This is a genomic window from Rothia sp. HMSC071C12 (assembly GCF_001813895.1).
Taxonomy (GTDB): domain Bacteria; phylum Actinomycetota; class Actinomycetes; order Actinomycetales; family Micrococcaceae; genus Rothia; species Rothia mucilaginosa.
On record NZ_KV814374.1, the window covers coordinates 334,335 to 347,815 of the forward strand.

Sequence of the window (13,481 nt, forward strand, 5' to 3'; positions counted from 1 at the left end):
TTAAGAGAGGAGTATATGCTCGCTCACGTGAGGGTAGCCTGGGCCACTGATCTACGCCACTTAGTCCACCTTTTGCAGCCCGAATACGCCTCGTTCCTCCGCTTTCCCCGATTCTTCCCTTATATGCGGCGTTTTACTCCGATTATTGAGCTAAATCGTCCATTATCTAAGACAAAGCCGGTTCTCAGGGAGCTAACGGCACAAAAAACGGTGGTACCGCCTCCTCAAGTGAGGAGGCGATACCACCGTTTAGCGTGAACTGGGTTAGCGGACTCTCAGAATTAGAGCTTAGAGGTTGCCGCCGCGCTTGACCACAATTGCGTTTGCCACGTCCATATCCAGGGAGAGGGTGTCCTCTTCACCGTCGGCGTGAACAATCACGTCATCGTCCTGACCGGCGACCACGGACACCGAAGCGCCGTAAACAATACCTGCGTCAGCCAGCAGCTTCAGCAACTCAACGTCAGTCTGAATGGACTCGGGGAAGCGAGAAATAGTGAAACGGTCCTCGGGACCGGAGTCGCGTGCCGCCAGGGACATGGGCACGGTACGCTCGTCGTTCTTCTCGCTAGCGTGACCCAGGTCCTCCAGTCCAGGGATAGCGTTGCCGTACGGGGAGAACTTGGGGTCCTTGAGCATCTCCAGGATGCGCTTCTCCACCTTGTCACTCATGACGTGCTCCCAGCGGCATGCTTCTTCGTGCACGTATTCAAGTTCCAGACCAATGATGTCGGAGAGCAGTCGCTCAGCCAGGCGGTGCTTACGCATTACCTCGACCGCCTTGTGGCGGCCTTCCTCGGTCAGTTCGAGGTGGCGGTCCGGCTCAACGGTGAGCAGGCCGTGCTTCTCCATGCGTGCCACAGTCTGGGAAACGGTCGGGCCGGAGTGCTCGAGTCGTTCAGCGATGCGCGCACGCATGGGGACGATGCCCTCTTCCTCCAGTTCGAGGATGGTGCGCAAATACATCTCTGTGGTATCGATGAGGTCTGTCATATATCTCTCCCAGCTATCACCGCAACAGTACTTAGATAGCACTGCCTAAGTCGTTACTTAATTCAATAATCTATTATGTACTTTTTCAGCGGCTTTTGCCACGGCTTAAGTCATTGAGTCGTCCAATGAAAACTCATTGGACGACTCAAGACACCTTATATATACGCTTTTGCTAACCCACCCCTTATTAAGAGGAGTAGACGGTAGGCTTACTCTGCGGACTCAGCCTCAGCGGTTTCTTCCACGGCAGATTCGTTCTCTTCCGCTTTGTTCTCTGCAAGCTCAGCAGATTCCTCTGCCTCAGCGGTTTCAGCAGACTCTGCGTTCTCCTGCTCGGCGTTCTCCTCCAGGTCTTCCGGGCGAACGCGGTCAGCCCACGGCACCCAATCCGGCGCGATGAGCGCATCATCACCGGGCAGCAGACCAACCTCGCAAATCGTTGCCACGCGGGAACGAGGCGCACGCGAGAGGGTCGCGAACCAGAACCAGCCGCGGTAACCGGGCAGGGTGCACTCGAAAAGGTGAGTACTCAGACGCTCTTCCTCGGCGCGCACGTGGTGCACCAGGCCGATAGCGTGTGCCGGAGCGATTTCCTGAACGCCCTGCAACGCCACATCCTTTGCGGCGGCAAGAATCTCATCCACCTTGGAGGTGCGGCGCAGCTTGTGCGGAACACCCAGGGAGGGGGCACCCACCTCTTCATCCAGCGGGGTGAAGGGGTCGGGGGTGGAGTCTTCGTTCTGTGCGGTTTCTTCGGCAGCAGATTCCCCGGAGGCAGATTCCTCAGCGGTAGATCCCTCAGTGGGCGTATCAGCCGCCTCAGTCTCCTCAGCGTTCACGGAGGGCTGAGTCTCAGCAGGTACAGCGCTACCCTCGTCGGTGCTCTCAGGCGCGGCAGAAGGCACAACGGACTCTGCGGGCGCGTCAGTAGCGGGCGTAGTTTCGGGGAGCAGTTCAATAACCTGTTCAGACATACCCCTATTAAAGCATCTCGCGTGCGCAAACATTGCGGCGCCCGCTCCAAGCTTCGCATACGCTGTGAATTTGGGTCTCAAACCGCTAAATCTGGGGCTTCGCCCACGAACAGCTGTGTGTGAGCTGATACCGTTAATTTCATGAGTAATGAACCCGCACAGGATAAGCACAACACTGCAGAGCAGATCCCTGCACCCCTGCCCTACGCCGGAGCCATCCGTTGGCTCGGCGCGGCAGGTGCGCTTCTCGCCCTGCTCTGTCTGCTCACCGGAGTTGCCATGCTCGTGATGAAGTGGGTTGGGGCAACGCCGCCCGCCCTCATGAGCCAGATTCCGCTGGTCCTCCTACCCGTCGCCTTTATTGCACTCATGGCCGCACTCATCCTGTCGGTCATGCGCCGCAACAAGGCATAAAGATTTGAGCCGCAAGCTCACACACATCATTCACTTATCAAGTACAGCCTGCCATTCAGAGAGAAAGATAGAGTATGTCTGCTGAAGCAAAACTCCTAGTCGTCGATGACGAGTTCAACATTCTTGAATTGCTCGCCACCTCCCTGCGTTTCGCCGGTTTTGAAGTAGTTACCGCCGGCAACGGCCGCGAAGCCCTCGAAAAGGCGCACGCCGAAAACCCCGACCTCATTGTCCTGGACGTCATGATGCCCGGCATGGACGGCTTCGAGGTGACCCGCCGCCTGCGCGAAAACGGCACCACCACCCCCGTACTCTTCCTGACCGCAAAGGACGCCACCGAGGACAAGGTAACCGGTCTGGGTGCCGGTGGTGACGACTACGTCACCAAGCCCTTCTCCCTCGACGAGGTGATCGCCCGCATCCGCGCGATTCTGCGCCGTAGCCGCAGCGTCCAGGAAGAGGACGACGCCGTACTGCGCGTTGACGCCCTCACCCTGAACGTGGACACCCACGAAGTGTTCCTCGGTGACGAAGAGATTGACCTCTCCCCCACCGAGTTCAACCTGCTGCACTACCTGATGCTCAACGCCAACCGCGTACTGTCCAAGGCGCAGATTCTCGACCACGTGTGGGAGTACGATTTCAACGGCGACTCCTCCATCGTTGAGTCCTATATTTCGTACCTGCGCCGCAAGATTGACAACAACCGTGAAAACCACGAGCCGCTCATCCACACCAAGCGCGGTGTGGGCTACATGATTCGCGGTTCTCGAGGCTAACGTGGCGCTCAAACCCCTCGACCGGATCCCCCAGTCTCTTTCCCTTCGCACCCAGCTGGTACTCATTACCTCCATGCTCATCGCCCTCTCCATTGCGGTGACGAGCCTGGTGGCGATTTCCGCTCTGCGTGCCCAGATGGTGCACCAGCTGGACGAAGAGATGAAGAACAGCGCCCCCTCACTCGTGCAGCTGGCGACCGTGCGCCCTTCCGGCAATCAGGAACAATCCCTGAGCACCTACCGCCTGTACCTGCTCGATAAGGACGGCAACGTACTGTACTCGCTCAAGTCCGAGGACAGCGAACAGTTCAGCGAGCCGGCGCTGCAGGGCTGGACCGAAGAGAAGGTTCGCAAGCAAAACGAGGAGGCAGTCACCGTCAACTCGGTGGGCAGCTCCTCCGATTGGCGCGTGCTCGCCGTGCCCATTGAATCGAAAGATTCTTCTGGGCTGACGGAGGCGGCATCTCTGGTTATTGCCATGCCGCTGAAACAAACGAACCAGGTGGTCGCCCTCGTGGGTGTGCTGACCTTCGCGTTTGGTTTGGCGACTCTCGCCTCCGCGATTGCGATGACCTGGGTGATTGTGACCCGCACCTTCGAGCCGCTGGCTCGCGTGGAGCAGACCGCCGCCAAGATCGCTGCCGGTGACCTCTCTCAGCGTATTGAGGACTACAACCCCAGCAACGAGATCGGTAACCTCGCGGTTTCGCTGAACACGATGCTCACCCAGATTGAAATGCTCTTCAAAGCCCGCGAGAAGAGCGAGGCGAAAATGCGCCGCTTCGTGGGTGACGCTTCGCATGAGCTGCGCACCCCGCTGGTCAGTATTCGAGGCTACTCGGAGCTGTACCGTCAGGGCGCGCTACCGACCGATGAGGCTGTCGCTACCGCGATGAGCCGCATCGAATCGGAGTCCAAGCGTATGGGTCAGCTCGTGGAAGACCTGCTGACCCTGGCGCGTATTGATGAGCGCCGCGAATCCAAGCTGGCGCCCTTCGACCTGTTCAACCTTGCGGTGGACGCTACGAACGACGCCTACGCTACGGCACCCGACCGTGCAGTGTCCCTGGTGGGTCTGAACGAAGAGGTCGCGCCGACCTCCGCAACCGTACTCGGCGACGAATCACGCCTGCGTCAGGTCGTGGCGAACCTGCTGACCAACGCCATGCGCTACACCCCCGACGGCTCTCCCCTGGAGATTGCGGTGGGCGTACGCGAAGAGGTTCACGGCTTCCCGCTGTCCGTGCTGGAGGTGCGCGACCACGGCCCCGGCATTCACGGCGAGGACCGCGAGCGCGTCTTCGAGCGTTTCTACCGCACCGATGCTTCACGTTCGCGTGAGACCGGCGGTACGGGTCTGGGTCTGTCCATTGTGGCTGCGATTATCGAGCAGCATGAGGGCAGGATTCACATTGAAGAGACCGATGGTGGCGGCGCTACCTTCGTGATTTCTTTGCCGTTCTATCCGCCGCCCGTCTCGGACGATCAGCTGATGAAGTAGTACTGATGCATAAACCCCCGGATTGTGGAACTTGAGTGTTCTGCGGTTCGGGGGTTTTGCTGTGCGCCGGAGGCGGGATGATAACTCGCGGCGGCGCGAGTAAAGAGAGCGTGAGTAAGAAGGAGCGGCACGGCTAAAGAACAGCGGGAACAACCTAGCGCGCGTCATGGCGACGTCATTTTCGGGAGGGCTTTCGATTTTTTCGAGATGCGGAGTGAATCTGGCGGGTTTATCCACAGATTTATTTAATAATCACTTTTTAGCTCATTTGATGCATTTTGAAAGATATAGTGATAACAAGCTTCCGGTCAGGAACTCAACCCTTCCAGAGATCCACACCCCAAGCGCCACCACGGGGCAACCGCCCCACCTATCTCACATATCTCAAAGGAGAAAAACCATGGCACAGTTCAATGTCGATTCCGAAGTCATCGCAGCCAAGAGCGCACAGGCACGATCCTACGTCGCATCCATCACCGCAGACGTCAACGGTATGACCGCATCCCTGCACGATTTGCAGAGCTCCTGGACCGGCTCCGCATCCGCCAACTTCCAGGGCGTACTGGACCAGTGGCACGCAACCCAGCGCCAGGTCGAAGCATCCATCACCCAGATCAACGAGGCACTCACCCGCGCAGGCGTGAACTACGCAGACACCGAGCAGGCTAACGCCTCCATGTTCGTCGGCTAAGGGGTCAGGGCGGCAAGCCCAAAACCCCACCCGCAGCCAGGCAGCAGGCCGGGTGGTTTAAAGGTCCCGGACGCACGGCACACCGCCCGCCAGATTTGCCAGAAGGCGGCGAACATCTATTGAGAAAACCCCGCCGCATCCTCGAGAATGAGGATGCGGCGGGGTTTTATTGCACGGAAATCTTTGCGCCCAAGAGCCCATTCCTTAGGAGCTGAGCTTTAGGAGCTGAGCTTTAGGAAGCAGGGGTCTCCTGGCGGAAACGCAGACGCCACAGGCCGCGCTCAGCATCGTAATGCCAAATGCTCGAACGGCTCACGCGACCACGCGCGGTCGCAACCGCCGCCATAACCAGCACGCTGGAAGAATCCAGCACCTGCATACCCTGCTTGAGTGGGGCACCCTGCTGGGTGAAGGCGCGTTCGCGGTACTGCAGCACCGAGGAGCGGGACACCGACTTACCGGTGGCGGTCACCCACACCAGACGCTCGTGCAGCATGGACTCCAGCTGCGGTGCCTCCATGACGGAGCCGCGGCTTTCGAGTAGCTGTTCTGCGGCGGCGGCTTCCTCGGGGTTCAGAGCGGGTGCCGCGGGTGCCGCAGGGGCAGAAGCGGGTGCGTCCTTCACGGGTGCCTCAACCTGAGCGGGCTCTACGGTCTGTGCGGGCGCCGCGGCGGGCTCTACCGCCTGCTCTTCTGCGTGCGCTTCCGTCTCGCCCAGCAGTTCCGCCGGGTCAACATCGTTCGGGTCCAGACCTGCGAACTCTTCCAGACCGGTCAGGTCATCCTCTTCTTCCGCCTGCGCGGCACTCGATGCCTGCTGAGCGGTCTCCTCCTGCTGGCGTGCCAGTGCCTTTGCGTCACGCTCAGCGGCACGCTCTGCCGCGAGCGCCAGCTGTTCCTTGCGGGTGCGGACCGCCTCCGGGTCGGGGGCGTTCACCGCGGAGGCGGGGCGCAACAGACCGGACAGGCGCAGGCTCTCCACGCCGCGCTGGGCGTTCTCGATCTCGGCTGCGGTGAATTCCTGCATGGGCAGGTGGGCGTCCGCGGAAGACTCGGAGGGCGCCGAATCAGAGAGCGCAACGTCAGAGAGGGCAGGTTCTGCAACCGGAGCGTTCACAATCGGCACTTCAACAGCCGGAGCCTCCACAGGCTCAGCCGCAGTAGTGGGTTCAGCAGCCGCACCGAAGCCGGGGCCGTGCGCGGGTTCACGGCCCTCCTGGTAGGCGCGCGCGGCACCGTTCGCCAGGGAATCCGCCTTCTCATTGAGCGCGTGACCCGCGTGGCCCTTCACCCAAATAAACTCGTAGTCGCGGCCGGTCAGCGCCTGATCCAGCGCCTCCAGCAGGTCGCGGTTGAGCACGGGCTTGCCGTCAGATTTCTTCCAGCCCTTCTTCTTCCAGCCGGGCATCCACTTAGTCAGCGAGTTAATGACGTACTGGCTATCGCAGTACACGCGCAGCTTCGCCTCCGGGCGGGATGCGGTCGCCTCGAACAGGTCCAAGACCGCCTTGAGCTCACCCATGTTGTTGGTGCCGTGCGCCCAGCCGCCGCTCGCCCAGTGGTCGTCGTCGATATACCATGCCCAGCCCGCCGGTCCGGGGTTGCCCAGCGCCGAGCCGTCTGCGGCGGCAATGATTTCTTGCGTGCTGTTCACGGTACCTTCTTTCTAAGCTGCCACCCCTCTAGCGTGCGGGCGGCTGTCCGTAATGATGTCTGTGATGACTTTACCGCACCGGCGGCGAGGGTGCGTAGCACACAGTCGCCACTGTGGATAACCTCAAGTAGCCTCGGACGCGCTCATTGCCGTAATGCCGGGCGGGTACACTAAACCTATGAGCTATTCTGCCCCCGAAACACCCGGCGCACAGCGCCCGGAGCGCCCTACCGCCCGCCCGAGCGAGCGCGTGCAGATTTTCGCTCTTCCCACCCGCACAATGTACGGTTCCCTGCGTTTTAGCTGGTTGAGCTACCTGGGTCTTGCCGAGCAGCAGCATGCGGCGCAGTTGCCGACCTCCACGGCGGCGGTCAGCTACCTGAGCACTCAGGCGCTCATGCGCGCTATGGCGGCGGCGCGTCTGGATGTGCCGTCCAGTGCCGCTTCTGAGATTGAGGTGGATCGTTCCTGCACCCTGTGCACCAGCGGTAAGAAGCACGGCAAGCCGCGTATTGCGGGCGTGAATTTCAATATGTCGCAGGTGAATCCGCTGGTGGTGGGCGCGTTTAGTCGTAATTCTTCGGCGGTGCTCGGCGTGGATGTTGAGACCCTGGATGCGCGCCTGTTCTCCGGTTTTGCGCGCCTAGCGCTCTCCAATGAAGAACGTGCATTCTATGAGCAGGTGGCGCAGGAACGTCCCGCGCCCGTACTGCACCTGTTCTCGGTGGCGCTGTGGACCGCTAAGGAGGCGGTGCTCAAGGCGACCGGCCACGGCCTGAGCGTGGTGCCCTCCCTGGTTCGGGTACAGCTCACCGATGACCTGCTGGATGCGCTCGAACTTGCCATGAACGAGGAGGTCCCGGGGGACCTTCTAGACAGCGATACTCCCGAGCCGACCGCCCTGCGCGTACTGACTCAGGACAGCTTGACCACCCAAGCGACCTTTAGCGCACCCACAGCTCAGGGAGGCGGCGATCAGGGCGGTAATCAGGGCGGCGAGGCTATCGAGCGAAGCTTTAGCCTGCAGTGGGTACCCGTGGCGCTCCCCGACGCGGAGAACCCCGAGCACGCGCAGAAGATGCTCATCGCCCTGGCAGTGGAGAACCCTGCCGAGGGTGAGCCCGCGCAGGTTGAGGCTCAGCTTCTGCCGGTGGCTACTCCCCTGGAGCTCAAGCGCCTGCTCACCGATTAGTCACGCTCAATCCCCTAACACCTGATACAACGACGGAACGCGCCCGCCATGCCAGCGAGCGCGTTCCGTCGTTTTATTCAGTCATCGTATTCAGTCGTTGTATTCTGCCTCGTCAAGGAGTTCGTGGCAGAACCTAAGGGGTATCTTCGCCCAGAGTGTCCACGCCCAGGGCGCGGCCAAAGCTACCGAGCTTCGTGCCGGTCTCCGTGTGCTCCAGCTCCGGGTCGGAGTCAGCCACGATACCCGCGCCAGCGTACAGCACCGCCTCGTCCGGGCTGACCTGGGCACAGCGTAGCACCAGCGCCCATTCGCCGTTACCCTCGGCGTCCATGTAGCCGACCAGGCCGCCAAAGTAGCGGCGCTCGAAAGACTCCAGCTGGCGAATCAGCTCCAGCGCTTTCTCAGTGGGGGCACCGCAAATCGCGGGGGTCGGGTGGATCGCGCGGGCACCGTCCAGGCAGGTCAGCCCCTCCTTCAGCACGCCGTCGATGGGGGTCGCCAGGTGCCACAGCTGCGGGGTTTGCAGCAGCGAGGGCACCTGCGGTACGTTCAGCTCCTCGGCAATGGGGGCCAGGCGCTTGGCAATGTCGTTAATGACGTAGGCGTGCTCGTGGCGGTCCTTCGGCGAGGCGAACAGGCGGTCACGAATCGCCTCGTCCTCGGCGCTACCGGGCTCGGCAATGCGCGGGGCGCTACCGGCAAGCGGGTGGGTCTTGAAGGCGCGGCCCTCGGTGCGGAACACCAGCTCCGGGGAGGCGCCCATCAGGTAGCTTCCGCTCATGCCGCGCTCACCGTCGGGCAGGCGCACCGCAAAGTTGAATGCGGAACGCTGCTGGGCGCGCAGGTTGTTGTACAGCGCCTCCAGGTTGAGAGCGCCGGGTGCGTAGCGGGCGGTGAGCACACGCGAAAGCACGATCTTGCTCAGCTCACCCGCCTTCATGCGCTCCACGGCGGTCGCAACGGCGGCACGGAACCGGTCGTTCTGCCGGCCGGTGACCGATACCGGCTCGGCAAGCGCCACGGTCTGCTCGGGGACCGGCACCTGCTGCTCCTCCAGGCGTTCAGGCACGAAGAGGTAGGCGGGCATATCGGGGTCAAAAGGAATCAGACCCACGACGGCGCTACCGGCACGTTTCGCCTCGTCCAGGGCATTATCGAAGGTAACAGGGGTCATCGCACCGGATGCGCGCAGAACGCGGGTGCCGGTGGAAAAGATAAAGTCGGGAAGGTTCGTCATCGTACTTCTATCAGTGGTGTGTGGGTTCGCGCCGGGCATCTAAACGCCGGACGCGGGGTGCCGTTAGAGGGTCGCGCCGCCGTCAGCGACAATCTCCTGCATGGTGATGTGGCGTGCCGCCTCAGAAATGAGGAAAGCGTTGACCGCCGCAATATCCGCCGGGTCGGCAATACGGCGCAGCGGAATGCCCAGGCGGAACGTTTCCGGGTTACCGGCAACCGGCAGGGCGGAGCGATCCTCACCCTCCCAGGCGTCAGTCACCATGGGGGTTCGGGTGGTGCCGGGGCAGACCGAGTTCACGCGAATACCGTGCGCGGCAAGCTGCAGGCCGAAGCTGGAACTCACGCGCGCCGCCGACGCCTTCGATGCACCGTAGGCGCCAAACTCCGCGCGGGGCACACGTGCCGCGTTGGAGGCGACCGTCACCAGGGAGCGGCTGTTCGCCGGGTCGCTCTCCTGCTGGTCAATCATGATGCGCGCGAATTCGCGCAGGCACAGGAACACGCCGTCGGAGTTGACCGCGTGCAGGCGCTTCCAGGTCGCGAAACTGGTTTCCAGCAGCGGCTGGCTGTGGGCGATGCCCGCGGCGAGCACTGCGCCGGTGATGGGTTCGTCGAGTGCCGCTACAGCGTTGGCGAGGGCGGTGACGGACTCTTCGCTCGTAACGTCTACGGCGCGGTAGCGGAAGATCGCGTCCCCGTAGGTACCGAAGGAAGCAATGGGCTGCTCCGCAAGGTCAGCCGCAAACACCGAATAACCGTTCTTGATGAGCTGGTGGACGGTTGCCTCACCAATACCGCCGTTCGCGCCGGTCACAATGACCCAGCTCATGCGCGCGCCTCCTCAGCAGTCTCAGCCTTCTCAGCACCTTCTGCAGCATGCAGGTCGGCGAGTACATCGGCGGTGTTCAGCACGCGGGCGCAACGACCCGAAGCGTACTCGCACGCTATGCGGTGCTCCTCCTCCGAGAAGTCGGCGAGCGCATCCGCAACCATGAACGGCTGAATGTCACGCATGAACGCCTCCAGGGCGGTGGTCAGGCAGCCAATGTGCGCGTACACGCCGCCGATAATGAGCTGATCGCGGCCAGACTCCTTGAGCAGGTCCTCGAAGGGGCTGCGCACGAACGCGGAGTAGCGCCACTTGGTCAGCACGGTGTCGCGGTCGGTGGGTGCCAGTTCGTCGAGCACGCGGGCGGACTCGTCGTTCTGCAGGCCGTCGCCCCAGAAGTCGATGAGCAGGCGGCGGTCTTCGGGGTTCTGGCGCGGCGGCTGCGCGGTGTAGTAGACCGGGATTCCGGCGGTGTGGGCGGCGTCAATGAGGCGGCGCAGGTTCCGAATGGCGATGTTGATCTGGGCGTCCGGGTTGTCGTTGCCCTCACCCAGGTTGGCCCCTTCGAAAGCCTGGACGAAGTGTACCTGCATGTCGTGCACGAGCAGTACAGCGCGGGAGGGGTCCACGGGCCAGCTCACGCGGTTGCTGTGTTCACGGTCGACGTAGGTGTAGGGCTTGATTTTGGGCAGTGCCATGATTCTCCCGGTTCGTGCCTATGGTTTTCGGTTGTATGCGCGGCGCAGGCGGTGCGCTGTGGTGGGTGTAGCAGCGAGTGGGTGTCTCCTCCGAGCCCTCTCGCGCTGACCACCCAACCGGTGAGCTTGCGCTTATCTCATAACCATCTTAGGGCATGCTTAGGTGCAAGGTATATATGAGCCTTAACAAAAATGCTTCCCCACCCGCACCCCCGTTGACAGCACAACGGGAGGAACGGGCAGGGAAGCACTCAGACAAGCAGAAACGCTATACGAACCGCGAATCCAGACGCGATTCTAGTTCAACTAGTTCACGGGCGCCGCGACGGCAAGAACCTCATTCAGGCCCTCAGTGATCGAGGGGTGAGTGTAAATCTCATCGCGCAGCTGCGAAGCAGTAATGCCGTGGCGCATCGCCAGAGCCACCAGGTTAATAACCTCCATGGACTCGATTACCAGCAGCTGGGCACCCAGAATCTGGTCGGTCTGCGCGTCAATCACGAACTTCATGATGCCGCGCGGGTTCTCCTGGGTCTTCGCGCGCGGCATCGCGGCAACCGCGGCAACCGGCTTCGAAGCGACCTTCACCTTGTGGCCAGCCTCGATTGCCTCACGCTCGGTCAGACCCACGGAAGACAGCGGCGGGTTCATGTAAATGGTCGAAGCCACTGCCTTGCGGTCCTTGGTGGAGCGGGAACCGTCACCGACCAGCTGGGAGAGCACCACACGGTAGTCATCCATGGAGATGTAGGTGAACTGCGGGCCGCCGTTCACGTCACCGAGCGCGAAAATGTTCGGCACGGTGCTGCGCAGGTGCTCATCCACGACAATTGCGCCGCGGTCATTGGTTTCGATGCTGGTGTTCTCCAGACCCAGACCCTCGGTGGCGGGCTTGCGGCCGGTCGCAACCATCACGTAGTCCACCTCCAGCTCCCGGGTAGCGCCCTCGGAGTCGAGGTAGGTTACGGTCACCGAGTCAGCGCCGTCCTTGAAGGACTGCACACGCACGCCGGTGTGAGCGGTAATGTCCTGGTCTGCGATAATCTCGCGGGCAACCTGGGCAACGTCCTCGTCGTAGCGGCCGAAGAGGGCGGGTGCACCGTCCAGAATGGTCACCTCGGTACCGTAGGAGGAGAAAATACCGGCAAACTCAACACCGATGGGGCCGCCACCGATAATGCCCAGACGCTTGGGGCGCGGGGTGAGCTTCTGCAGCTCGGTGGAGGTGAGCACACGCTCAGATTCGCGGATGCCCTCAATCGGCGGGATAACCGACACGGCACCGGTGTTGATGATGAAGTAGTCGGCGGTAACGCGCAGGGTGTCCTCGCCCGCGGTGACCTCAACCTCGGTGTCGGAGACGAAACGTGCGTGACCGTCAATGAGCTTAGCGGTCTCGTTGGACAGCAGAATCTCGCGGTTCTTGGCGCGCATCATGCCGGTCAGCTTGTCACGGAAAACCACGGCGGATTCGTAGGCGGCGTTTGCTTCTTCAAGGCTGCGCTCGCCGCTGGCGCGGAACTCGTCGGCGCGGTGTACGAGCGCCTTGGTGGGTACGCAACCGATGTTGATGCAGGTGCCGCCGTACATGCCGCTGGACTGTTCAATGAGGGCAACGTTCTTGCCGGTCTTGGCGTATGCGCCGGCGAGGGTCTTGCCGCCCTTGCCGAAGCCGATGACGACCATGTCAAAGTGCAACTGAGCGGGGGTGGTCATAATATTCTCCTGTGAAATTTAGATAATGATGTCTTCACAGAGTTCAACGGGAAGAAATGAGTATTATTCCCGTGCGCCACATTTTTTCTTGGCCCCAGCCGCCCCTCAGCCCGTGCGGGCGTAGACTGAAACTACCCGGCTCCCTACGAGAAGCCAGCCTACGAGCAGCCAACATTTTCAGGAGGACTTTATGAAAACCCACGATATTCTGCACGACGCCGCCAGCCGCCCCGGCATCGAAGCCGCCGTAGCCGTCAAGGGGCTATCCCCCGAGGCTTTGAACGCACATCCGGGTGGGCACCCGAACTCTATCGCCTGGCTCCTCTGGCATGCAGGACGACAAATGGACATGCAGCTTTCTGCTCTGAATGGTCAGCCGCAGGTCTGGGAGACTCAGGGTTTCAGGGAGCGTTTCAACCTGGGCGAGCTCGGCGACACCATGGGCTACGGTCACACCGCCGAGCAGGCACGCTCCATCGTGGTTGAAGATTCTGCCCTGCTGGTGGAGTACCTTGTGGCGACCGGCGAGGCGCTCGCCGACTACGCGCAGACACTGAGCGAGGCTGATTTGAGCGAGATTATTGACCGTTCGTGGACTCCGCCGGTAACTCGCGGTATGCGCCTGGTCAGCCTGATTGACGACGCAACCCAGCACGTGGGTCAGGCGGCGTACGCGGCGGGTATTCTCGCGGCACAGGATTTCGCGGCGCAGGGATAGAATTTCACGCCCGCTAGAGGGGAACGAAAAAGCGGTGGCGCCTCGGACACAACCAGCCCGAGACGCCACCGCCCGGTTGCGGG

At 61.7% G+C, this 13,481-nt stretch carries 13 protein-coding genes; 6 read left to right on the forward strand and 7 right to left on the reverse strand.

Features of this window, described 5'->3' with window-relative positions:
* Positions 1–288: 288 nt before the first annotated feature.
* Entirely contained in the window at positions 289–993 is a 705-nt protein-coding gene (locus HMPREF2942_RS06345; RefSeq protein WP_049346095.1) for an iron-dependent transcriptional repressor DtxR, read from the reverse strand.
* Between the two features lie 209 nt (positions 994–1,202).
* Positions 1,203–1,967 carry a DUF3027 domain-containing protein gene (locus HMPREF2942_RS06350; protein ID WP_246824380.1) on the reverse strand — a complete coding sequence of 255 codons (765 nt, stop codon included), beginning with the start codon at positions 1,965–1,967 and terminating at the stop codon, positions 1,203–1,205.
* 141 nt (positions 1,968–2,108) lie between these two features.
* Here HMPREF2942_RS06350 and HMPREF2942_RS06355 point away from each other — a divergent pair, with 141 nt between their 5' ends.
* From HMPREF2942_RS06355 to HMPREF2942_RS06370, 4 genes are all read left to right on the forward strand, one after another.
* Positions 2,109–2,381, forward strand: a complete 273-nt coding sequence (locus HMPREF2942_RS06355; RefSeq protein ID WP_049357300.1) for a hypothetical protein — start codon at positions 2,109–2,111, stop codon at positions 2,379–2,381.
* Between the two features lie 74 nt (positions 2,382–2,455).
* On the forward strand, positions 2,456–3,160 hold the full coding sequence (locus HMPREF2942_RS06360; RefSeq protein WP_005504528.1) for a response regulator transcription factor: 705 nt from the start codon (positions 2,456–2,458) through the stop codon (positions 3,158–3,160).
* A 1-nt stretch (position 3,161) separates the two neighbouring features.
* Positions 3,162–4,661, forward strand: coding sequence for a sensor histidine kinase (locus tag HMPREF2942_RS06365; RefSeq protein ID WP_005504527.1), 1,500 nt, complete (start codon positions 3,162–3,164; stop codon positions 4,659–4,661).
* A gap of 400 nt (positions 4,662–5,061) precedes the next feature.
* Positions 5,062–5,352, forward strand: a complete 291-nt coding sequence (locus HMPREF2942_RS06370) for a WXG100 family type VII secretion target (protein ID WP_005504526.1) — start codon at positions 5,062–5,064, stop codon at positions 5,350–5,352.
* A gap of 232 nt (positions 5,353–5,584) precedes the next feature.
* On the opposite strand, the gene HMPREF2942_RS09630 is transcribed toward HMPREF2942_RS06370, so the two are convergent.
* Positions 5,585–7,006 carry an RNase H family protein gene (locus tag HMPREF2942_RS09630; protein WP_005504525.1) on the reverse strand — a complete coding sequence of 474 codons (1,422 nt, stop codon included), beginning with the start codon at positions 7,004–7,006 and terminating at the stop codon, positions 5,585–5,587.
* A gap of 178 nt (positions 7,007–7,184) precedes the next feature.
* On the opposite strand from HMPREF2942_RS09630, the gene HMPREF2942_RS06380 reads away from it, so the two are divergent.
* A complete protein-coding gene (locus HMPREF2942_RS06380; protein WP_083313469.1) occupies positions 7,185–8,198 on the forward strand; it encodes a 4'-phosphopantetheinyl transferase family protein in 1,014 nt (337 codons plus the stop codon).
* A gap of 133 nt (positions 8,199–8,331) precedes the next feature.
* On the opposite strand, the gene HMPREF2942_RS06385 is transcribed toward HMPREF2942_RS06380, so the two are convergent.
* The 4 genes from HMPREF2942_RS06385 to HMPREF2942_RS06400 all read right to left on the reverse strand — a co-directional run bounded on the left by HMPREF2942_RS06385 (position 8,332) and on the right by HMPREF2942_RS06400 (position 12,680).
* Positions 8,332–9,435, reverse strand: a complete 1,104-nt coding sequence (locus HMPREF2942_RS06385) for an isochorismate synthase (protein WP_070688672.1) — start codon at positions 9,433–9,435, stop codon at positions 8,332–8,334.
* Between the two features lie 63 nt (positions 9,436–9,498).
* On the reverse strand, positions 9,499–10,266 hold the full coding sequence (locus HMPREF2942_RS06390) for an SDR family oxidoreductase (protein ID WP_070507203.1): 768 nt from the start codon (positions 10,264–10,266) through the stop codon (positions 9,499–9,501).
* A complete protein-coding gene (locus HMPREF2942_RS06395; RefSeq protein WP_070688673.1) occupies positions 10,263–10,964 on the reverse strand; it encodes an isochorismatase family protein in 702 nt (233 codons plus the stop codon). Before HMPREF2942_RS06395 ends, HMPREF2942_RS06390 begins: the two co-directional genes overlap by 4 nt.
* A 306-nt stretch (positions 10,965–11,270) precedes the next feature.
* Positions 11,271–12,680 carry an FAD-dependent oxidoreductase gene (locus tag HMPREF2942_RS06400; protein WP_070688674.1) on the reverse strand — a complete coding sequence of 470 codons (1,410 nt, stop codon included), beginning with the start codon at positions 12,678–12,680 and terminating at the stop codon, positions 11,271–11,273.
* A 190-nt stretch (positions 12,681–12,870) separates the two neighbouring features.
* Between HMPREF2942_RS06400 and HMPREF2942_RS06405 the strand changes: the two genes are divergently transcribed.
* Positions 12,871–13,398 carry a mycothiol transferase gene (locus HMPREF2942_RS06405; RefSeq protein WP_070593152.1) on the forward strand — a complete coding sequence of 176 codons (528 nt, stop codon included), beginning with the start codon at positions 12,871–12,873 and terminating at the stop codon, positions 13,396–13,398.
* The last annotated feature ends 83 nt before the right edge of the window (positions 13,399–13,481 follow it).

Excerpts from the sequence above, each read along its gene's own strand:
- HMPREF2942_RS06345 (WP_049346095.1), bottom strand. The coding sequence starts at position 993 with ATGACAGACCTCATCGATACCACAGAGATGTATTTGCGCACCATCCTC.
- HMPREF2942_RS06350 (WP_246824380.1), bottom strand. The coding sequence starts at position 1,967 with ATGTCTGAACAGGTTATTGAACTGCTCCCCGAAACTACGCCCGCTACT.
- HMPREF2942_RS06355 (WP_049357300.1), top strand. The coding sequence starts at position 2,109 with ATGAGTAATGAACCCGCACAGGATAAGCACAACACTGCAGAGCAGATC.
- HMPREF2942_RS06360 (WP_005504528.1), top strand. The coding sequence starts at position 2,456 with ATGTCTGCTGAAGCAAAACTCCTAGTCGTCGATGACGAGTTCAACATT.
- HMPREF2942_RS06370 (WP_005504526.1), top strand. The coding sequence starts at position 5,062 with ATGGCACAGTTCAATGTCGATTCCGAAGTCATCGCAGCCAAGAGCGCA.
- HMPREF2942_RS06380 (WP_083313469.1), top strand. The coding sequence starts at position 7,185 with ATGAGCTATTCTGCCCCCGAAACACCCGGCGCACAGCGCCCGGAGCGC.
- HMPREF2942_RS06385 (WP_070688672.1), bottom strand. The coding sequence starts at position 9,435 with ATGACGAACCTTCCCGACTTTATCTTTTCCACCGGCACCCGCGTTCTG.
- HMPREF2942_RS06390 (WP_070507203.1), bottom strand. The coding sequence starts at position 10,266 with ATGAGCTGGGTCATTGTGACCGGCGCGAACGGCGGTATTGGTGAGGCA.
- HMPREF2942_RS06395 (WP_070688673.1), bottom strand. The coding sequence starts at position 10,964 with ATGGCACTGCCCAAAATCAAGCCCTACACCTACGTCGACCGTGAACAC.
- HMPREF2942_RS06400 (WP_070688674.1), bottom strand. The coding sequence starts at position 12,680 with ATGACCACCCCCGCTCAGTTGCACTTTGACATGGTCGTCATCGGCTTC.
- HMPREF2942_RS06405 (WP_070593152.1), top strand. The coding sequence starts at position 12,871 with ATGAAAACCCACGATATTCTGCACGACGCCGCCAGCCGCCCCGGCATC.